This is a genomic window from Agrobacterium larrymoorei (assembly GCF_030819275.1).
Lineage (GTDB): Bacteria > Pseudomonadota > Alphaproteobacteria > Rhizobiales > Rhizobiaceae > Agrobacterium > Agrobacterium larrymoorei_B.
Genome location: NZ_JAUTBL010000002.1, coordinates 2,363,444 through 2,383,389 on the forward strand (window position 1 = coordinate 2,363,444; position 19,946 = coordinate 2,383,389).

13 protein-coding genes and 2 pseudogenes are annotated in these 19,946 nt (G+C 59.4%); 9 read left to right on the plus strand and 6 right to left on the minus strand.

Features of this window, described 5'->3' with window-relative positions; all coding sequences use genetic code 11:
• Positions 1–21: 21 nt before the first annotated feature.
• Both QE408_RS20125 and pyk read left to right on the plus strand, forming a co-directional pair.
• A complete protein-coding gene (locus QE408_RS20125) occupies positions 22–504 on the plus strand; it encodes a DUF1036 domain-containing protein (RefSeq protein WP_306934199.1) in 483 nt (160 codons plus the stop codon).
• A complete protein-coding gene (gene pyk / locus QE408_RS20130) occupies positions 504–1,943 on the plus strand; it encodes a pyruvate kinase (protein WP_306934201.1) in 1,440 nt (479 codons plus the stop codon). Before QE408_RS20125 ends, pyk begins: the two co-directional genes overlap by 1 nt.
• Positions 1,944–2,118: 175 nt before the next feature.
• Here the strand turns inward: pyk and QE408_RS20135 are convergent, their stop codons facing one another.
• A complete protein-coding gene (locus tag QE408_RS20135) occupies positions 2,119–2,715 on the minus strand; it encodes a TetR/AcrR family transcriptional regulator (protein ID WP_306934203.1) in 597 nt (198 codons plus the stop codon).
• A gap of 100 nt (positions 2,716–2,815) precedes the next feature.
• On the opposite strand from QE408_RS20135, the gene QE408_RS20140 reads away from it, so the two are divergent.
• On the plus strand, positions 2,816–3,337 hold the full coding sequence (locus QE408_RS20140) for a DinB family protein (RefSeq protein ID WP_306934204.1): 522 nt from the start codon (positions 2,816–2,818) through the stop codon (positions 3,335–3,337).
• A gap of 53 nt (positions 3,338–3,390) precedes the next feature.
• Here the strand turns inward: QE408_RS20140 and QE408_RS20145 are convergent, their stop codons facing one another.
• The 3 genes from QE408_RS20145 to QE408_RS20155 form a co-directional block, all read right to left on the minus strand.
• Positions 3,391–5,595: an ice nucleation-like protein gene (locus QE408_RS20145; protein WP_306934205.1), complete on the minus strand. Its 2,205-nt coding sequence runs from the start codon at positions 5,593–5,595 to the stop codon at positions 3,391–3,393.
• 545 nt (positions 5,596–6,140) lie between these two features.
• Complete coding sequence (locus QE408_RS20150) at positions 6,141–8,027, minus strand: DUF882 domain-containing protein (protein ID WP_306934207.1); 1,887 nt, start codon at positions 8,025–8,027, stop codon at positions 6,141–6,143.
• Positions 8,028–8,234: 207 nt separating this feature from the next.
• A complete protein-coding gene (locus tag QE408_RS20155; protein ID WP_306934209.1) occupies positions 8,235–9,782 on the minus strand; it encodes a sigma-54-dependent transcriptional regulator in 1,548 nt (515 codons plus the stop codon).
• A 170-nt stretch (positions 9,783–9,952) separates the two neighbouring features.
• Between QE408_RS20155 and QE408_RS20160 the strand changes: the two genes are divergently transcribed.
• Both QE408_RS20160 and QE408_RS20165 read left to right on the plus strand, forming a co-directional pair.
• Positions 9,953–11,803 (plus strand): M3 family oligoendopeptidase, encoded by a 1,851-nt coding sequence (locus QE408_RS20160; RefSeq protein WP_306934211.1) that lies wholly within the window; start codon positions 9,953–9,955, stop codon positions 11,801–11,803.
• A gap of 96 nt (positions 11,804–11,899) precedes the next feature.
• Complete coding sequence (locus tag QE408_RS20165; RefSeq protein WP_306934213.1) at positions 11,900–12,535, plus strand: aminotransferase class IV family protein; 636 nt, start codon at positions 11,900–11,902, stop codon at positions 12,533–12,535.
• A gap of 63 nt (positions 12,536–12,598) precedes the next feature.
• Here QE408_RS20165 and QE408_RS20170 read toward each other — a convergent pair whose 3' ends face one another.
• Both QE408_RS20170 and QE408_RS20175 read right to left on the minus strand, forming a co-directional pair.
• Positions 12,599–12,856, minus strand: a complete 258-nt coding sequence (locus QE408_RS20170) for a putative hemolysin (RefSeq protein WP_306934215.1) — start codon at positions 12,854–12,856, stop codon at positions 12,599–12,601.
• A 107-nt stretch (positions 12,857–12,963) separates the two neighbouring features.
• Positions 12,964–13,873: pseudogene (locus tag QE408_RS20175) on the minus strand (diguanylate cyclase).
• A 241-nt stretch (positions 13,874–14,114) separates the two neighbouring features.
• Here QE408_RS20175 and QE408_RS20180 point away from each other — a divergent pair.
• The 4 genes and pseudogenes from QE408_RS20180 (at position 14,115) to hemH (ending at position 19,901) form a co-directional block, all read left to right on the plus strand.
• Positions 14,115–15,558: pseudogene (locus QE408_RS20180) on the plus strand (homospermidine synthase).
• Positions 15,559–15,760: 202 nt separating this feature from the next.
• On the plus strand, positions 15,761–16,129 hold the full coding sequence (omp10, locus tag QE408_RS20185) for an outer membrane lipoprotein Omp10 (RefSeq protein WP_306934217.1): 369 nt from the start codon (positions 15,761–15,763) through the stop codon (positions 16,127–16,129).
• Between the two features lie 210 nt (positions 16,130–16,339).
• On the plus strand, positions 16,340–18,352 hold the full coding sequence (locus tag QE408_RS20190) for a 5'-nucleotidase C-terminal domain-containing protein (protein ID WP_306934219.1): 2,013 nt from the start codon (positions 16,340–16,342) through the stop codon (positions 18,350–18,352).
• Between the two features lie 499 nt (positions 18,353–18,851).
• Complete coding sequence (gene hemH, locus QE408_RS20195; RefSeq protein WP_306934221.1) at positions 18,852–19,901, plus strand: ferrochelatase; 1,050 nt, start codon at positions 18,852–18,854, stop codon at positions 19,899–19,901.
• The last annotated feature ends 45 nt before the right edge of the window (positions 19,902–19,946 follow it).

The window sequence follows — 19,946 nt, forward strand, 5'->3', positions numbered from 1 at the left end:
CACTATAACCATGGAATCCGGATGGACGCCGTGACATACACATTCTCCGCTCTCCTCGAGAAACATCGGCACGCGATCCGCACTCTTACCGCAGCCGCCGTCCTCTCCTCTCCCCTTTTCGTAGCGCAGCCGGCATGGGCGGATTTCCGCGTCTGCAACAGCACGCAGAACCTTGTGGGCGTTGCCATCGGCTATCGCGCAAAGGAAGGCTGGGTCAGCGAAGGCTGGTGGCAGGTGCCCGCCTCCACCTGCGCCACGCTGATCGAGGGTGAGCTGCAATCGCGCTATTATTATCTCTATGCCGAGGACGCCGCTCGTGGCGGCCGCTGGACTGGCGACGTCAACATGTGCGTGGCCGAAAACGAGTTCAAGATCACCGGCGTCGATGATTGCTATGCCCGCAGCTTCCAGCGCATGGGCTTCAAAGAATACGATACTGGAAGGCAGGGAAGCTGGATGGTCCAGCTTTCGGACACGCCAGGAACACAGGAAAGTCAGAACTGATGAAGCGTAACCGCAAAGTCAAAATCCTTGCAACTCTTGGCCCCGCTTCGGCAGAAGAGGCGATGATCGAGAAGCTTCATCAGGCCGGTGCCGATCTCTTCCGCATCAATATGAGCCATGCCAGCCATGACGTGATGCGCACGCTGATCCAGCGCATCCGCGCCGTCGAAAGCCGTAACGGCCGCCCGATCGGCATTCTGGCGGACTTGCAGGGACCGAAGCTGCGCGTCGGCAAGTTTGCCGATACCAAGGTCGATCTCGTCGCTGGCCAGACCTTTACGCTCGACAACAACGAAGCCCCCGGCGACAAGAACCGCGTGTTCCTGCCCCATCCGGAAATCCTCGAATCCGTCAAGCCGGGCGATCGCCTGCTGATCGACGACGGCAAGCTGCATCTGCGCGCCGAGAAGTGCGACGGCAAGAGCATCGTCACCACCGTTGTATCCGGCACCAAGATTTCCGACCGCAAGGGTATCAGCCTGCCGGACACGCTGCTCGGCGTTGGCGTTCTGACCGATAAGGACCGTTCCGACCTGGCCGCCGTTCTGGCGACTGAAGAAGTCGATTGGGTCGCCCTTTCCTTCGTTCAGCGTCCGGAAGACCTGGCGGAAGTCCGCAAGATTGCCGGCAACCGCGTCGGCCTGATGTCTAAGATCGAAAAGCCGCAGGCGCTTGAACGCATCGAAGAGATCATCGAACTCTCCGACGCACTGATGGTGGCCCGTGGCGACCTTGGCGTGGAAATGCCACTCGAAGCCGTTCCCGGCATCCAGAAGCAGCTGACCCGCGCCTGCCGTCGCGCCGGCAAGCCGGTCGTCGTTGCAACGCAGATGCTGGAATCGATGATTTCCGCGCCTGTTCCCACACGCGCCGAAGTCTCCGACGTCGCAACCGCCGTCTTCGAAGGTGCGGACGCGATCATGCTGTCTGCCGAATCCGCCTCCGGCGACTATCCGGTCGAAGCCGTCTCCACCATGGCCTCCATTGCCAGCACCGTGGAACAGGATCCGCACTACTCCAACATCATCTACGCGCAGCGCGCCCAGCCGGAAGCGACCGGCGCCGACGCCATCTCACTCGCTGCCCGCCAGATTGCCGAGACGCTGCGCCTTGCCGCGATCGTCACCTACACCTCGTCCGGCACCACCGGTCTTCGTGCCGCCCGTGAACGTCCGCAGGTTCCGATCATTGCCCTGTCTCCGATCATCCAGACAGCCCGCCGTCTGTCCGTGGTCTGGGGCCTGCACTGCGTGGTCACGAGCGATGCAAGCGACCTGGACGACATGGTCAACCGCGCATGTCGCATCGTCGTGGCCGAAGGCTTCGGCAAGCCCGGCGACCGCATCATCATCTCCGCTGGCGTTCCACTCGGCACACCCGGCGCCACCAACATGGTCCGCATCGCCTATATCGGCCAGGACGGCCAGAGCGGCGTTTAAGCAGAATCCTACTGACATGTGAAAGAGAGGGCGTACCGCCCTCTTGGTGTCATCCTCGGCCTTGTGCCGAGGATCCACGTTCTCAACGGCTTATGGATGGTGAGGAAAACCCTAATCCGGCCCCCGAGAGGCCCCTAAAGTATCCGTTTTGATCAAGGGATTTTTGGCGTCTGCGCTAGGAATATTGGTCATCTGCAAGATACGAGCGCACCAACCGAACAAGTTCAAGCTGCATCACTGGATCGCTGACGGCGCCTCGTCGCACCGCGTTGTGAATCACCCCATCGATAGCGTCCGAAATCACACGACCCGCAACATGATCGGCCTCGTTCGGCGGGCGCTTTCGAAACGTGGCAACCACCTCAGCGTAGTAGGTGAGATATTCACGCTCAAAGTCGCTATGTGGGTCTCGATATTTTTCGAAGGTGGGGGCTTCGTCCAATAGGACACGATGAAGGCCTGGATGGATGCTATGGATCGCGACCACGGCGGTGACGAGTTGCGCGGCGAACTGCTCCGGCGAGATGCCATCTGCCCGCACGCGCCGCATCACCTCCATGCTATCATTGAGATGACGATGCCGGATCGCATCGACCAAGGCGAGCTTGTCGGGAAAGTACTGGTAAAGGGAACCTATGCTGACGCCAGCCACGTCCGCTATCCGGTTCGTGGTGAAACCTGCCCAACCCTCTTCCGCAAGAATGCGAGCACCCGCCTCTACGATCGCCTCAACCGTAACGCGGGAACGGTCCTGCTTTGGCTCCTTGCGCATCACCGATTGCCGTTTTGCAACGCGAGTAGACAAAAATGTGCCTCGGAAGAAAATGTGAAGAACTTACTCACATTCGTAGCGCTCAAAAGGACCACTGGCAATGAGCACGCTTCTGCACACTCTTTTCCGTTATCATGCATGGGCCAACGTTGATTTGTTCGACACGCTGGAAAAACTGGATCGTGAAAGCTATCGCACGGAACTACAGGCTGCGCTTCGTCTCATCAGCCACCACTATGTGGTTTCAAGGATCTTTGCAGCGCATTTGGAGGCTACTCCGCACACGTTCTCATCAGACAATCTAGAAGAAACACCGACGCTCAATGAGCTGCGGACCTCAGTGATCCTCTCCGACAAGTGGTATGTCGACTACACAAGCAAAGCCACCTACCCGATCCTAGCCGAGAGAGTGGCCTTCACGTTTACCGATGGTGACAAGGGCCATATGAGCCGCGAGGAGATGCTGACTCACGTCGCCCTCCATGCGGGCTATCATCGAGGTGAAGTGGGCCGCCTGCTGTGGCAACTCTCCATAACGCCCCCATGGGATACCTTTGCAGTCTATCTACACCAGGCCGATCCTTATCGACGCCAACAATCCGCCTCATCCGAGCGGCTTTAAGGCCAGACGCGTAACCGAGAGTGATATCGGTACAGCATCGGCTCATCGCTCAATCACACACTCTGGTAGGCGGCAATCACGATATTGACTTGCGCGGTGCTCATGCCGTCCATCTGATTGGACGAAAAGGCTGAGCGGTGGCTGGCGTCCAGGCCGCTGAGGGCACTCGTGCTGAGCCCGGTGATTGCACTCTTCTTGATCGCGGCGATTTCCGCGGTGGTGAAGCTGTTGAGTTCAGCACCGGAGAGCGTTGCCAACTGCTTGCTGTTGAGCGCCGCGACCTGGGTTTCGGTCAGGGCTGCGATACCGGCTGAGCTCAGCGCATCGAACTGTACGGTCGTCAAGGACGCAATCTGCCGGGTACTCATGCCGGCAAGTGTCGCCGTGCCGAGATTGGCGATGGTGGCAGTGGAAAGCGTGGCGATCTGGCTGCTGGAGAGCGCGCCAAACTGGCTGGGCGTCAGCGCTGAGAGCTGGGTAGAGGTCAAGGCATTGATCTGTGCGCTCGAAAGAGCAGCGATCTGGCTCGTGGTCATCGCGGACAAGAGGTTCGTCGAGAGACCGGCAATCGTCGCCGTCGGCAGGCCGCTCAACACGTTCTTCTTCAGGCTCGCGATCTCCGCCGTGGTGAAGCTGTTGAGTTCATCGGCAGAAAGGGTGGATAGCTGCGCCGAGGTCAATCCTGCCACCTGCGCTGCATTGAGGAGTGCAATATCAGCGCTGTCGAGGGACTGGAACTGTGCCGTCGTCAGTGCGCCGATCTGGCGCGTGGTGAGCGCCGAAAGGGTTGCGTCGCTCAGACCAGCGATCACCGCGGTTGACAGATTGGCGATCTGCTGTGGTTTGAGTGCGGAGATCTGCGCGGCAGTCAGAGACGAAATCTGGGATGACGTCAGCGCCTGAAACTGCGAAGAACTCAAGGCTGAGATCTGAGCCGTCGTCATGGCCGCCACCAAAGTGGTGGAGAGATTAGACATTGCAGCCGTCGACAGTCCTATCAAAGCACCCTTTTTCAGCGCGGCGATTTCTGCCGTGGTAAAGCGGTTGATCTCCGCGGAGGAGAGCGTGGCAAGTTGCGCAGAGGTCAGTCCGGCGACCTGACTTTCGTTAAGCTGCGCAATATCGTCGGAGCTCAGCGCGTCGAACTGCGCAGTGGTCAGCGCGGAGATCTGGCGCGTGGTCAGCGCCGAAAGGGTCGCATCATTCAAGGCGGCGATCGCGTCCGTCGTCAGGCTGGCGATCTGTTCCGGTTTGAGGGCAGCGATCTGTCCGGTCGAAAGCGTTGCAAGCTGCGCGGCGGTCAGGGCCTTCAACTGAGTAGAGGTAAGAGCGGCGATCTGCGCCGTGGTGATAGCCGGGACCAGGCTGGTGGCAAGGCCTGCAATTGCAGCCGTGCTGATGCCCGCGACCGCGTTCTTCTTGATCGCCGCAATCTCATCTGCCGAGAAGCTGTTGAGTTCTGCGGCCGTCAGCGTTGCGGCCTGTGCGGCCGTCAAACCGGCCACCTGCTGCGTGCCGAGCGCGGTCAATCCGGCACTGCTCAGCGCATCGAATTGCGTGGGGGTAAGCGCCGACATCTGCCGCGTTGTCAGGCCGGAAACCTGCGAGGAACTGAGGTTATGAAGGATGTCGGTCGAAAGTCCGGCGATCTGCTTCGGCGTCAAGGCACCCATCTGAGCCGGCGTCAGTGCTGCGAACTGTGCACTACTCAAGGCGCTCATTTGGGACGAGCTGAAAGCCGCAAGCTGTGCAGGCGTCAAGGCGGCAAGCTTGGTCGTCGAGAGCCCGGCAATGGCAGCGCTCGACAGTCCGCCCATGTTGGCTTTCTTGATGGCGGCAAGCTCATCACTCGTAAAACTGTTGATCTCGGCAGAAGAGAGCGTTGCCAGTTGCGCGCCGCTCAGGGCACCCACCTGCTTTGCGTCCAGCGCTTCGATCAATGCGCTGGACAGTCCATCGATCTGGCTGCTGTAGAGCGATGCGACTTGCGCTGTCGTCAGTCCCGATACCTGCGTCGTGCCGATGGCTTGCAATTGCGACAGGGTCAGACCGATAATCGACTTCGGAGCGATCGCGCCGACATCGCCGGAGGAGAGCGACGAAATCACCGAGGTCTTCAGCGCACCGATCTGGCTGCTGGTCAGCGCCTTGATCTGCGCGGTGCTCAGCGCGTCGACATCGGCGCTCGTCAACCCGGCAATCACGGAGGTGGACAGCATGGCGATCTGGCGTGTGGCGAGCAAGGAAATCGTGGTCATGGCGCGTATACCGTCGAGTGGCCATGCTCATGCGACGGCGGAGCAGCCTCAACGCGATCAATCCCTGCGGTTCAAGGATAGGCGTTCAGACGAAATCCGAAACGGCCTCACGGCACGTCTTTCATCGACACAGGAACACGGAATTTATCGGGGACATGGTTCGTCAGAACCGGCGCATTGAAACAGCTTCATGCGTGCAGCGTCTTGAGGGACAACTGCCTTTGCGCGACCTAAAAACAAATGACGTGCGACGAGACACGCATAACATTCGCCGCGACAAACAAAGCAATGAAGAAAGCGTTAACAGCGCCGTCGAGGCCCGTCAAGGTGGCAGCGTTGCCAACAAGCGTGTCCTGCGTCGTTTTGAGTGCCTCAAGCAGGGTCAGCTTGAAGGCGGAACATCGCTCTGCGGACAGGGAGTAGATGCCTGGAAAGCAGGTCCGCAGGATCGGCGATACTCAAAGCTCTTCCCACATACGAAGCAGCCCGAAAATCGATGTCGATTTTCGGGCCGTTCTCTCAATCTTTCACTGGGCAGAGTGAGTTCAAGGCATTCTGATCGGCGAGCTGAATCGGCTGGAGTCGATCGCCTTTGCACCCTGGCGGAAGGTGGCATTGGCCGCAGAGGCAGACATATCATGGCTCAGCATGCGGTTGCTGACCCGCGGCGCCTTGACCGCACGGACAGTTGCACCCTTGTTCTGGCTGAGCGCCCAATCGGAAATCGCTTCCTGTGTCAGGCGTCCACCGCTGACCATGGCCTGCTGCGATACGACGGCATCCTGCTTGCTTGGGCGACCGCCCTTGGTCGGCAGGCCAGCAGTGAGGCCACTCGTGCTGGAAGCTGCGGGCTTCGGATCGAACTCGTCACCAAAGGTCTCGGCCTTCGGCGTCGCCATCGGATCGAGCTTGGCAACCTGGCGCGGCGCCTCAACCGGTGTCGGTGCGGCATAGGCAGCAACCGAAGACGGGAACGGCGCAGCCGAGGGCATCGCAGCGGCGGTCACGGCAGAGCGCGCATCCTGTCCACTCTGCTCAAGCGCGGCAATCACCGTCGGAGAGAGCGATGCCTGGCTGTCGGCTTCATCATCCTGGCCCTCGATATCGGTATTGGCCGAGGCAAGCAGGGCTTCGGCAACAGCAGGACGGTTGGCCGGAACCGGCACATGGGCAAGCAGCGCATCGGCTGGGGCGTTTTCAGAATCGAGCGATGCCGTCATGACAGAGCCCTGAGCATCGCCACGCATACCGCGCGGTCCAAGAAGGGTCGGAACGGGAACCGAGACTTCAGCCAGATCGGCAAACTTCTGTTCAGCCGGTGCGGCTGTCGGTGTCGGCGTGGTCGCAGCCTGGAGCGCATCCTGAGCGGCATTGCGACCCGGAGAGTAGAGCGCTGTCGCAAGGCCAGTCGAAGCCTCTTCGCCACGGAAGGCCGGGCGTGCGGTCGGCAGCGGTGCATTCACGGCACTCGGCACGGGCGCCGCAGAGGCCACCGCGACCGGGGCTTCTTCCGCCTCTTCCGCTACAGGAGCAGGGGCAGGCGAACGACCAGCCGGGGCTGCGGGCGTTGCGATTTCTTCGGAATCCTCGTCCTCGTCGCCACCGCCAAAGAGGGCTGCAAGAAGCGTCTTGCGCTTGCCACCGGAGGAGGACGTCGCAGGTCCCGAACCAGCCGTGCTGGCAACCTGAATGGACGAGGAGCTGACGCGCTTCTTGTAATCGGCCAGAGCCTGGTCGTAACCCGGCAGCGGCTTGCCGTCGGCAGGCAGGTGAATGGTGTTGCCATTCGGGAAGATGCGAACGAGTTCCTGGCGGCTCATGCGCGGCCAGGCGCGAACATTGCCGACATCCATGTGGACGAAGGGCGAGCCCGATGTCGGGTAGAAGCCAACGCCGCCGATCTGCATCTGCATGCCGATTTCACGCAAGCGGGCGAGCTTCACGCCGGGAATGAAAAAGTCCATCGCCTTGCCGAGCGTGTGCTGGCTGTGCTTGGCAACACCCTTGGTGCGCGAACGCAGCATGCCATTCGTCTCAGGCGAGCGGAAAGCGGAAACGACGTTGATATACTCGGTGGCACCGGAGCGGCGATACACTTCCCAGACCAGATCGAAAAGGCGCGGATCCATCTTGGTGGGCTGGTTGCGGCGCCAGTCGCGCAGGAAGCGATTGAGTTCCTGCAAGCCCTTCTGATCGTACTTGCCGTTTCTCTTGAATGTGATGACGGCTTTTTCTTTGGTGTGGATATAATAGAGCTTCAAACTGCGTGTCTCGGCGGCGGCTTCCGTCGCTGAAACGCTGAAGATGGGCATTGCGGCTAGGATCAGGCACGCAACGGTGACAACGCGTGCCGACAGCTTCGTGCATATATCTTTGATCAAGCCGCGCGCAGACTTGCCCGCAAGCGCGTTATTCCGATTCAGATATGGCAATTCGATCCCCGCCTGGCAGACAATTTGTCACATTGTCCCACTTGAACCTCAATTACGGTGACACGATGGCAAATTTGCCACACACATACAACCTTCCTCTACATAGTGAACAGATAACTAACAAGAGGTTTATGAAGCGTAAGGGAATATCCTTGCTCAGGGGTTAACAAAAATGCCAACGGCTAATATAGGCCTCCGTAGCGACGCTTAAGCCGCGTCCTCCATCGGATTATCGGGATCAATGCCATAATCCTTCAACTTACGGTAGAGTGTGGAACGCCCGATACCGAGTTTTCGGGCAACCTGGCTCATCTGCCCGCGGTAGAATCGCAGCGCAAACCGGATCAGTTCTTCTTCGATTTCAGCAATGGTACGAACATTGCCTGTTTCATCCGTGCTGGCAATCAGGCTGCCGCCGGGAAAAATACCATCACCTGCCACGTCTGCCTCCTCGCTCGCAGCCATATGCGTCACCGGCGCCTCAGATGCCTTGACCTCCACAAGCGAAGGCGCGGCAGCGGTCACGGATCGATCTGAACCATGGGTACCTCTGTCTCGCGCATCGCCCTCGAAGCCCGGAACCTGTGTCGCGATATGGACGAAGTCGCTCGGCGCCAGCTCACGGCCCTGCGCCAGAACGGCTGCACGGAAGACAGCATTTTCCAGCTGGCGGACATTCCCCGGCCAGTCATAGGCAGTCAGCAATGCAAGCGCGGCAGCACTGACACCAACCGTCGACGGCAGTTTCTGCTCGATGGAGAAGCGCTCGACAAAGGCGCGCGCGAGGAAAGGAATATCTTCCTTGCGGCGGCGCAAAGCCGGAATGGTGATGGGGAAGACGTTGAGCCGGTAATACAGGTCTTCGCGGAAGCGACCTTCCTTCACCTCTTCGATCAGGTTCTTGGCGGTAGCGGAAATCAGCCGCACATTGACCTTGCGTCTTTTGGCCGATCCGGATGCCTCGACCTCACCGCTTTGGACAGCGCGCAGAAGCCTCACCTGCACCTCAAGCGGTAGGTCGCCAAGCTCATCGATAAAGAGCGTGCCGCCATCGGCCTCCAGGACCTTGGCCTGCTGGCGCTCGCCAGCATCACCGTCGTCTGCCGCCTCCCCACCAAACAGCGTGCTCTCGATCAGTTCGGGGGCAATCGCGCTGCAATTCAAAATCACGAAGGGTTTCGTCGCCCGGTCGCTGCCCGCATGGATGGCGCGCGCGATCATCTCCTTGCCGACACCTGCCTCACCTTCCAGCACCACGGGAATGGTGGAGTGGCTGGCGCGCTTCGCCAGATCCAGTACGCGTGCCATGGCAGGACTGGCCGAAACGATATCGGCAAGTCCAACCGGCTGATGGCGCGTGCGCCGCAGGGCGCGGCCCTTTGGCTCGTCGGATTTCAGCGCTCCGGCAATCGCCGTTCCAAGACGCTCCGCCGTAACCGGCTTGACGATGAAATCGAAAGCACCCGCCCGCATGGCTTCGACCACGACGTCGATGCCGCCCTGCCCTGTTTGAACGACAACGGGAATATCCAGACCGAGATCGTGAACCGCTTGAATGAAGGAGAGACCGTCGAGTTCCCGCATCGTCAGATCGATGATGACGACGCCGATCTCGGCCCCGCGTGTTTTCAAAAGCCCAAGGCCCGCCTTACCGCTCTCGGCCAACAGGGACGCATGCCCATTCTGCTCGACGGTCTGTTTCAGCACACGGCGCTGGACGGGATCATCTTCGACAATGAGAACGTGGACGGTCATTTCGAGCTCCGGTTTCCGGTATATGAACCTGCCTCATGCAGGCTCCTTGGCTCGACTTTGCCACGCAAGACTTCAACATCGGGTTTTGAGAATTGCTTGCATTTTAAGCATTGCCGCGGGAAACAGAGGCACCCATATGCTTCGATGCGAAGACAAAAAGGACGCGTTTCATGACCTTGAAGACATCGACCCCCACGCCCGCTTTCTCTCCTGCCGAAGGCGCAAGTGCTGCCCTTGGCGATCTGCCGGTCTGGAAACTCTCCGATCTTTACCCCTCAGTCGATTCCGCCGAATACAAAGGCGACCTGAAGAAAGCGGAGACGGACGCCAAGGCATTCGAGACGAAATGGAAGGGCAAGCTCGAAGCTGCTGCCAGCCGTTCGGGCGATGAGGGCATCGGTGCAGCACTCAAGGAATATGAAGCGCTGGACGATATTCTCGGCCGCATCGGCTCCTTTGCGGGCCTCACCTATTTTTCCGATACCTCCAACCCCGCCAATGGCAAGCTTTACGGCGATGCGCAGGCCAAACTCACCGATATCGCGTCGCACCTGCTGTTCTTCCCGCTGGAACTGAACCGCATCGACGATGCGCTGATCGACGCCGCCTTCGAGAAAGACACACTTGCCGCCCATTACAAGCCGTGGCTCGTGGACCTGCGCAAGGACAAGCCGCATCAGCTGGATGACAGCCTGGAGCAGCTGTTCCTCGAAAAATCCATGACGAGTGCGGCTGCCTTCAACCGCCTCTTCGACGAGACGATGACCGAGCTGCGCTTCGAGATCGACGGCGAAAGCTTGGCCCTCGAACCGACGCTCAACATGCTGCAGGAGCCGGACCCGGAAACGCGCCGCAAGGCAGCCGCCGCACTCAGCGCCACCTTCAAGGAAAACTTGCGCGTCTTCACGCTCATCACCAACACGCTCGCCAAGGACAAGGAAATCTCCGACCGCTGGCGCAAGTTCGAAGACATTGCTGATAGCCGGCATCTGGCGAACCGCGTTGAACGAGACGTGGTCGATGCGCTCGCGGCTGCCGTGCGCGAGGCCTATCCCCGCCTGTCGCATCGCTATTACAAGATGAAGGCGAACTGGCTTGGCATGGAGCAGATGAACTACTGGGATCGCAACGCGCCGCTTCCGGACACGTCCAACGCCATCATCCCCTGGGGTGAAGCGAAGGACATGGTGCTCTCCGCCTATGGCGCCTTTGCCCCGGAAATGGCGGATATCGCCCGCCGCTTCTTCGATGAGGAGTGGATCGATGCGCCAGCCCGCCCCGGCAAGGCACCCGGCGCCTTCGCCCATCCGACCGTGCCCTCCGCGCACCCTTATGTTCTGGTCAATTATCTCGGCAAGCCGCGCGACGTCATGACGCTCGCCCATGAGCTTGGCCACGGTGTGCACCAGGTTCTGGCCGGTGAGCAGGGCGCGCTGATGTGCGCCACGCCGCTGACTCTTGCCGAGACGGCCTCGGTCTTCGGCGAGATGCTGACCTTCCGAAAACTGCTGGAAGCCACCACCGATCCGCGTGAGCGCAAGGCCATGCTCGCGCGCAAGGTGGAAGACATGATCAACACCGTCGTTCGCCAGATCGCCTTCTACGAATTCGAGCGCAAGGTGCACACCGCCCGCAAAGACGGCGAACTGACATCCGAACAGATCGGCGAATTGTGGCTCTCGGTGCAGGAAGAAAGCCTCGGGCCCGCGATCCGCATTTCGGAAGGCTACGAGACGTGGTGGACCTATATCCCCCACTTCATCCACTCGCCCTTCTATGTCTATGCCTACGCCTTTGGCGACTGCCTGGTGAACTTGCTCTATGCCGTCTATCAGAATGCCGACGAGGGCTTCCAGGCGAAGTATTTCGAGCTTCTGAAGGCCGGCGGCACCAAGCACCATTCGGAGCTTCTGAAACCCTTCGGCCTTGATGCGACCAACCCCTCCTTCTGGAGCAAGGGCCTGTCGATGATCGAAGGGCTGATCGACGAGTTGGAAGCCCTCGACGCGCCGTCAAAATGAGACCATGACAACAAAAATCGGCGACGCTCCCATTTCGGACAAGCTTCGCCGGTTTTTATATCCCGTCGGAACAGATGCAGAAGACGGACCAGGAGCATGAAGCGCAAGCCCGCTGACCTTACCTTGAGGGAAACATTGCGATGGGAGCCGCAAAGCGGTTTCCAGCGGCTGGAACAGCATCTGCGCCGCCTGCTGCGGTCTGCCGATGCGCTGGGTTTTCGCCCGCCGAAAGATCCGGCCTCGGCACTCAAAACAACCGTGAACGGCCACGGCCCCATGAAGGTCGCCCTGGTGATGAACTACAAGGGTGAGCTGGAGATTGCCGCAGAGCCCTTCAAGCCGCTTGCGCCGGATGCCGTCTGGCGGCTGAAGATCGCCGAAAAGACCCGGCTCGATTCCAGCGACACATTCTACCGGCACAAATCCTCGCGGCGCGAACCCTATGATGCCGCGCGTGCTGAGTTTTCATCCAAGGAGGCCGACGAGGTCCTGCTTCTTAACGAGCGCGGCGAAATCTGCGAAGGCTCCGCCACCAGCCTCTTTGTCGAAGGCCCGGACGGCCAATTGCTGACCCCACCGCTCGATAGCGGCATTCTGCCGGGTGTCTTGCGCGCCGATCTTATCCGCGAGCGCAAGGCGCGTGGACAGGCGCTGAAGCCCGAAGACCTGAAAGGCAGAAAGATTTTTGTCGGCAACTCGCTGCATGGGCTGGTGCCGGCAGAACTGGTCTAATTCGAAAACGGAAGATCGACCGGACCTGAGTAAGACCCGGTCGACGATCGCTGAACCTCAGCATCATTTGCCGAGGAAGGGGTTCTCTGACTCGGAGGGAACCTCGCCGTCGAACATGCGGAACAATGTCCACTCCTCGACGATCTTGTCTTTCGCCAGGTAGCACAGACCGATTTCATCACCAGAGGACAGTTTGGCGCTCACGGAACGACCACCCATCTCCTCGCAGAAATCCGAAGCGGGATTGCTCATTGCCATTGCGCTCGAGGCAAGGGCGAAAACCGTTGCGCTGAAGGAGACAGCGACCAGTATCTTTTTCATTACATCTTCCTCTCAAATGATCGCTGATGCGACACTCGGGAACATCACGTAAATCTGGACGAATTTGTGGCCAAGTTATTGATTTAGAAAACACTTAATATTTGGCATTAGTTGACAATCCACTCCAGCCGGGCGCGGCCATTCTGCTTGGCGAGATAGAGTGCCCGATCGGCGCGGTAGTAGAGTTCGTTGCTGCCCTCACCCCGCCTTGTAGAGCGCAATGCCGGCCGAACAGCTATAGGAAAATTCGGGATGGTCGGCGAAGGGCCGTGACTCTGCCGCTTTTTCCAGAATGCGACCGACGATCGAGGCGCATTCCTCCAGCCCCGTTCGTGGCATCACGAGCATGAACTCTTCGCCGCCGACACGGCCAAAATAATCCGGCCGGCGAATGGTCGAGTGGGCAAGCTTGACGAAGTCACGCAGCACCGCATCGCCACCCTGATGACCGAAGCGGTCGTTGATCGCCTTGAAGAGATCGATATCGATGATGCAGATACCGAAGGGCGTTTCGATGTCCTTGTCGACGTTTTCGGCATGATCCGCGAGCCGGGCGAAAACGAAGCGTCGATTGGAGGTTCCGGTCAGTTCGTCGGTCTGCGCGGCGCGCAGCGCAAGATCGCGATCCTGCCGCAGGCGTCGCTCGTTCTGACGAAGGGCGGTGATGTCTGTGCCGACGCACAGCATCCAGCCATCCGTCTCCACCGTCTCCGTCATCCAGATCCAGCGCCCATCATGCATGTCGAGTTCAAGCCCGCGAAAAGCCTGCTTGCCGCGCCGGGATTGGGCAGAGAGAAGCCAGGCCTCGAAATCCCGCGTGTTGATGATCAGGCCTTGACGGTTCTGATAATTCAAACGGATGATTTCGGCCCATGTGGGGAAGCTGTCTTCGGAAAGATGGAAGGCCTCGCGAAAGGCGCGGTTGGCATAGCGAACGCGGTCTTCCGTATCGTAGAGCGCGATCAGAACGGGCGTTATGTCTTGCAACGCCGCTACCCGCTCCAGAAGACTGCCCATGTAAGACTGTTCATCATGACGGAACATTCGCCACCTGAAATCCGGCCAGCGTCCCTCATGGCCGCTTATTGAGCGGATGATTATATAGGCTGATGTCAAAATTGCGATTGTGAGAAAGGATGCATCATTCTCCATAGTAAGGAGAGAATGAAGATGTGCTTCATATTCGCGTCATGTGGTTGTACTTTATTGATACGAATGGATAATCTGGTTTTGACCGTGGTTCACGAAGGGAATTGAAATGACGGAAGCAGCATACCCGATCTACGGGGAGATCAACGGCCCCATCATCATGATCGGTTTTGGCTCCATCGGCCGTGGCACGCTTCCGCTGATCGAAAGGCACTTTACCTTCGACCGAGCCAAACTTGTGGTCATCGACCCGCGCGAGGACATCGCCGATTATCTGGCTGAGAAAGACATCCGCCACATCCGCACCCATCTGACCAGGGATAATTATAAGGACGTGATGACGCCGCTGGTCGAAGGCGGAAAAGGCGGCTTCTGCGTCAACCTGTCGGTGGATGCGTCCTCCGTCGATCTGATGAAGCTCTGCCGCAAGCATGATGTGCTCTATATCGACACCGTCGTCGAACCATGGCTGGGCTTTTACTTCGACGACAAGGCCGACAACGCCGCCCGCACCAATTACCGGCTGCGCCAGACCATGCTGAAAGCCAAGGAAACAACACCCCGGCGGCACGACGGCGGTTTCCACCTGCGGCGCCAATCCCGGCATGGTCTCCTGGTTCGTCAAGCAGGCGCTGGTCAATCTGGCGAGTGATATGGGCGTTGAGATCGACGAGCCGAAAGCCAGCGACCGCGAGGGCTGGGCGAAGCTGATGCAGAGCCTCGGCGTCAAAGGCGTGCATGTGGCAGAACGCGACACGCAACGCGCCCGCGAACCCAAGCCCTTCGGCACCTTCTGGAACACATGGTCGGTGGAAGGCTTCATCGCCGAAGGCTTGCAGCCCGCCGAACTTGGCTGGGGCACCCATGAAAAGTGGAAGCCAAAAAACGCCAAGAAGCACAAGAAGGGCTCAAAGGCCGCCATCTATCTGGAGCAGCCGGGTGCCGATACCCGCGTGCGCACTTGGTGTCCGACGCATGGCGCGCAATATGGGCTGCTCGTCACCCATAATGAGGCGATCTCGATTGCCGATTACTTCACCGTGCGGGACGAAGATGACAAGGTCGCCTTCCGCCCGACCTGTCACTATGCCTATCACCCCTGCAACGACGCGGTTCTGTCGCTCTATGAAATGTTCGGCAATGGCGGACAGGCGCAAAGCGTGCAGCATGTGCTAACGGAAGAAGAACTGGTGGATGGCGCGGACGAACTCGGCGTCCTGCTCTACGGCCACGACAAGAACGCCTATTGGTATGGCTCGCGCCTGACGCTGGAAGAGGCCCGCAACCTTGCTCCCAACCAGAATGCGACCGGCCTTCAGGTGAGCTCTGCGGTCCTAGCCGGAATGGTCTGGGCGCTGGAGAACCCGCAGGCCGGCATCGTCGAAGCCGACGAGATGGATTACCGCCGGTGCCTGGAAATCCAGACGCCCTATCTCGGCCCGGTCGAAGGACATTATACGGACTGGACACCGCTGCAAGGTCGTCCCGGCTTCTTCCCGGACGATATCGACAAGGACGACCCCTGGCAGTTCCGCAACATTCTGGTGCGCTAAACCGGGTCAAACCAAGGGCTCAGCTTTCATCTGAGCCCTTTGCGCGACGCGCATTGATGCAGTTTTGCCACGCCTGCGGTTTTGTGGTGCGATGTCGGAACCGGTGTGTATCGCCTGTCGTTCGCTTGCAATAAATCGGAACTCGCGCCATGGTCATTAACCATTGGAACCATTGGCTGAAGAATCGCAGGAGATAAGAATAATGCATTTCAAGACAAGTGTTGCCTTGCTGTTGGCTGCAGTTGCCGTTTCTTCTTGTGCTCCAGCATCCAGCCCCGTGCGGCCCATGCCGTCGATTTCGCAGCGCCCCGCCGTGGATGGCCGCTGGATCGATCGTAACGGCATCGTCTCCACCTTCCAGAACGGTTCCTTTTCTACCCGTTCCTCCGACACCAACACGCTGTTGGCATCCGGAACCTATGTGGCGATTTCCCCCACCCTTTACGAGATCAACATGACCTCGCTGGTGCGCAACACCCAATCGCGCGTCAATTGCGCCTTGATCTCCCCCGGTCAGTTGAACTGCACCACCGATACCAACAGCCAGTTCACGTTGAACCGTCAGGGCTGAGCCGTAGGGCTTTGTGCGAAAGCAGAGCGATCTCTTATTCAACGCGCGCGTGTAGCGCGCGTTTTTTATTGTGTCTCCACCACAACAATTCTACTTGCGGCAGATGCCTCAAGATGGAAACATGCCTTCGAATGGCTGTCACAGTCTTGAATTACCTATGGCTATGGACGGTCTGAAACGAAAAGCAAGACATCAACAGGAGAGAGACTGATGAACAGGATTTTGAGATTTGGCCTGATGACCGCATCCGTGATCGCTCTTTCGGCAGGCGCCGCACTTGCCGATTATCAACTCAACATCCTGCATATCAACGATCTTCATTCCCGCATCGAGCCGATCAACAAATATGATTCCACCTGCTCGGCTGCCGAGACAGAGAAGAAGGAATGCTTCGGCGGTATCGCCCGCGTGAAGGGCGCAATCGACGCGCGTCGCGCCGAGCTTGGCCCGAACGCCAACATCCTCGTTCTCGATGCCGGCGACGAGTTTCAGGGCTCGCTCTTCTACACACAGTACAAGAGCGGCCCGGTCGCCGAATTCATGAACGGTATCGGCTTCGATGCCATGGCAATCGGCAACCATGAGTTCGATGATGGCCCGGCCGAGCTGCTGAAGCTGATCAACGCCGCCAAGTTCCCGATCATTTCCGGCAACACCAAGATTGCCGACGGCTCCGAGCTGAAAGACAAGTTCAAGGGCTATGTCGTCAAGGAGATCGGCGGCCAGAAGGTCGGCGTGGTGTCCGTTCTTGCCACCGATACGGGCGAAACCTCTTCTCCTGGCGACAAGGTGTCCTTCGAAGATGAGGTCGCCTACCTCAAGGGCGCGGTGAAGGAACTGCAGGATCAGGGCGTGAACAAGATCGTGCTGCTCTCGCATGTCGGCTATGTGCGCGATCAGGAAATCGCAAGGGAAGTGGATGGCGTCGACGTGATCGTCGGCGGCCATAGCCACACGCTGCTTTCCAGCACCGACCCGAAGGCCGCCGGCCCCTACCCGACGCTGGTCAAAAACCCATCGGGCGTCGATGTTCCGGTCGTGACCGCTTACGCCTATTCGAAGTATCTCGGTGATCTGACGGTCACTTTCGACGACAATGGCGTGGTGAAGTCCGCAACCGGCGCACCGAAGCTGCTGGATTCCGCCGTGGCGCAGGATGAAGGCTTCAACAAGCGCGTGGCAGAACTTGCCGCACCGCTGGAAGAAATGAAGAAGAAGGAAATCGGCGTCAGCGAAGCCCCGATCGATGGCTCGCGCGAGGTCTGCCGCGCCAAGGAATGCTCCATGGGCAACCTCGTTGCCGACGCGCTGCTCGACCGCGTGAAGGATCAGGGCATCACCATCGCCATCCAGAACGGTGGCGGTCTTCGCGCCTCCATCGATGCTGGCCCAGTGACCATGGGTGAAGTTCTGACGGTGCTGCCCTTCCAGAACTCCATCGCCACCTTCCAGATCAAGGGCTCCGACCTTCTCGCCGCGCTCGAAAACGGCGCAAGCCAGATCGAGGAAGGTGCAGGCCGCTTCGTCCAGGCGTCCGGCCTGAAATACACCTTCGACCGCTCCAAGCCAGCCGGAAGCCGTATCGTCTCCGTCGAGGTCAAGGAAGGCGACACCTTCGTCAAGCTCGACCCGGAAAAGACCTATGGCGTCGTAACCAACAACTACACCCGCACCGGCGGCGACGGCTTCAAGACCTTCGCCACCAAGGCGATCAACCCTTATGACTTCGGACCAAGCCTGGAAGATGCGGTCGCCGCCTATATCGGCGCGCACAGCCCTTACAAGCCCTACACCGATGGCCGTATCGTAGACGCAACGCCTGCCGGTTACGTCGCCCCGCCAAAGCAGCCCGCCGCACCGGCACCGGCAGCACCCGCTCCGGCAACCACCGCTCAGGCTCCTGCTGCACCGGCGCCTGCCGCTCCAGCCCCTGCAACGCCAGCCCCTGCGACACCGGCTCCCGCCACGCCAGCGCCTTCCGCGCCAGCACCCGCCACTCCGGCGCCTGCAACTCCGGCTGCTCCCTCCACCACAACGCCATCCGCACCGGCAGCCGCCACCGCGGCGGCCAAGTATGTCGTCACCAAGGGCGACTCGCTGTGGAAGATTGCCGAGGAGAAATATGGCAAGGGCATCGACTGGAAGAAGATCGCCGAAGCCAACGAACTGCGTCGCCCGAACCACATCGAGATCGGCGAAGAACTGACCATTCCGGCCAACTGATATTGATGCGAAAATGACAATAGGAAGCCGGTTCGCCTTGCGGGCCGGCTTTCGGACTTCCGTAGGATCCGTCTGAGGATGGCACAACCACCCGTAAGCCGTTGAAAAGATGGATCCTCGGGTCGAGCCCGAGGATGACGCGGAGGAGAGGTCGGAGACCCGTCAGCGAGGTTGGCGAAGCAGGCAACCTTACTGGAAGCGTTAAATCGTCGATTGGCTGCTTGTGGATCTCCAACAGCAAAGACCTCTCTGCCGTCATCCTCGGGCTTGACCCGAGGATCCATCTTTTCAACGGCGTGCGAGCGACGGACGATGGCAGGACCCGCGTCTTGGCCCCCGCAACCATCCGTAAGACCTTCAACCACCCCTAACGCGCTCAAATGCCGCGTAGCCTTTGTCAAAAATCAATTCAGATCAGGGCAGTGATGCATTACATATTGATCCAAGATGCGCGCGCGGACGTAGTCTTCCGCGATTCATGAGAATTCAGGACAAGTTAATGGCCGCAGATATCACCGCCTTCCCCGCAAGCCACCTTCCCAAGGACCATCCGAAGGTCTCCTTCGGTAAGGTCGGCGTTCTTCTCGTCAATCTCGGCACGCCGGACGGCACGGATTACAAGTCCATGCGCCGCTACCTCGCGGAGTTTTTGAGCGACAAGCGCGTGATCGAATGGTCGCGCCTCTTCTGGTACCCGATCCTATACGGCATCGTGCTGAACAAGCGCCCGCAAAAGGTCGGCAAGGCCTATGAGGAAATCTGGAACCACGAGAAGAACGAAAGCTACCTGCGCACCTATACCCGCAACCAGTCCGAGCTGATGGCAAAGGCGCTGACCGACCTGCCGAATGTGGTGGTCGATTGGGGCATGCGCTATGGCCAGCCATCGATCGCTTCCAAGATCGATGCACTGAAGGCCGAGGGCTGCGAGAAGATCCTGCTCTTCCCGCTCTATCCGCAATATGCGGCCGCGACCACGGCCACCGTCAACGACAAGGCGTTCGAGCATCTGATGAAGATGCGCTGGCAGCCCGCGCTTCGCACCGTGCCGCCATACCACGATGACGAAACCTATATCGATGCGCTGGCGAGTTCGGTGAAAGCCCATCTGGCGACGCTGGACTGGGAGCCGGAAAAGCTGATCGCGTCCTTCCACGGCATTCCGCAATCCTACTTCAAGAAGGGCGATCCCTATCACTGCCAGTGCATGAAGACCGGCCGCCTGCTGCGCGAGAAACTCGGGCTTGAGAAGGACCGCTTCATCATCACCTTCCAGTCGCGCTTCGGGCCGGAAGAATGGCTGCAGCCCTATACCGACAAGACGGTGGAAAAGCTGGCAAGCGAAGGCGTCAAGCGCATTGCCGTGATGAACCCGGGCTTCGTTTCGGATTGTCTTGAGACGCTGGAAGAAATTGCCGGTGAAGCTGGCGAGAGCTTCCTGCACCACGGAGGCGAGAAGTTCACCCATATTCCTTGCCTCAACGATAGTGCGGATGGTATGCGGGTTCTCGAAAAAGTTGTGCGCAAGGAGTTGCAGGGCTGGGTCTGATAAGGCCGTGTTTTCTGCCAGGCTTGCCGAACGGAAGAGATGAGG

What these genes read in the sequence shown, in the direction of transcription:
- QE408_RS20140 (WP_306934204.1), top strand. Translation starts at nt 2,816, where the DNA reads ATGAGCACGCTTCTGCACACTCTTTTCCGTTATCATGCATGGGCCAAC.
- QE408_RS20170 (WP_306934215.1), bottom strand. Translation starts at nt 12,856, where the DNA reads ATGAAAAAGATACTGGTCGCTGTCTCCTTCAGCGCAACGGTTTTCGCC.
- QE408_RS20165 (WP_306934213.1), top strand. Translation starts at nt 11,900, where the DNA reads ATGAAGCGCAAGCCCGCTGACCTTACCTTGAGGGAAACATTGCGATGG.
- omp10 (WP_306934217.1), top strand. Translation starts at nt 15,761, where the DNA reads ATGCATTTCAAGACAAGTGTTGCCTTGCTGTTGGCTGCAGTTGCCGTT.
- pyk (WP_306934201.1), top strand. Translation starts at nt 504, where the DNA reads ATGAAGCGTAACCGCAAAGTCAAAATCCTTGCAACTCTTGGCCCCGCT.
- QE408_RS20135 (WP_306934203.1), bottom strand. Translation starts at nt 2,715, where the DNA reads ATGCGCAAGGAGCCAAAGCAGGACCGTTCCCGCGTTACGGTTGAGGCG.
- QE408_RS20155 (WP_306934209.1), bottom strand. Translation starts at nt 9,782, where the DNA reads ATGACCGTCCACGTTCTCATTGTCGAAGATGATCCCGTCCAGCGCCGT.
- QE408_RS20125 (WP_306934199.1), top strand. Translation starts at nt 22, where the DNA reads ATGGACGCCGTGACATACACATTCTCCGCTCTCCTCGAGAAACATCGG.
- hemH (WP_306934221.1), top strand. Translation starts at nt 18,852, where the DNA reads ATGGCCGCAGATATCACCGCCTTCCCCGCAAGCCACCTTCCCAAGGAC.
- QE408_RS20145 (WP_306934205.1), bottom strand. Translation starts at nt 5,595, where the DNA reads ATGACCACGATTTCCTTGCTCGCCACACGCCAGATCGCCATGCTGTCC.
- QE408_RS20160 (WP_306934211.1), top strand. Translation starts at nt 9,953, where the DNA reads ATGACCTTGAAGACATCGACCCCCACGCCCGCTTTCTCTCCTGCCGAA.
- QE408_RS20190 (WP_306934219.1), top strand. Translation starts at nt 16,340, where the DNA reads ATGAACAGGATTTTGAGATTTGGCCTGATGACCGCATCCGTGATCGCT.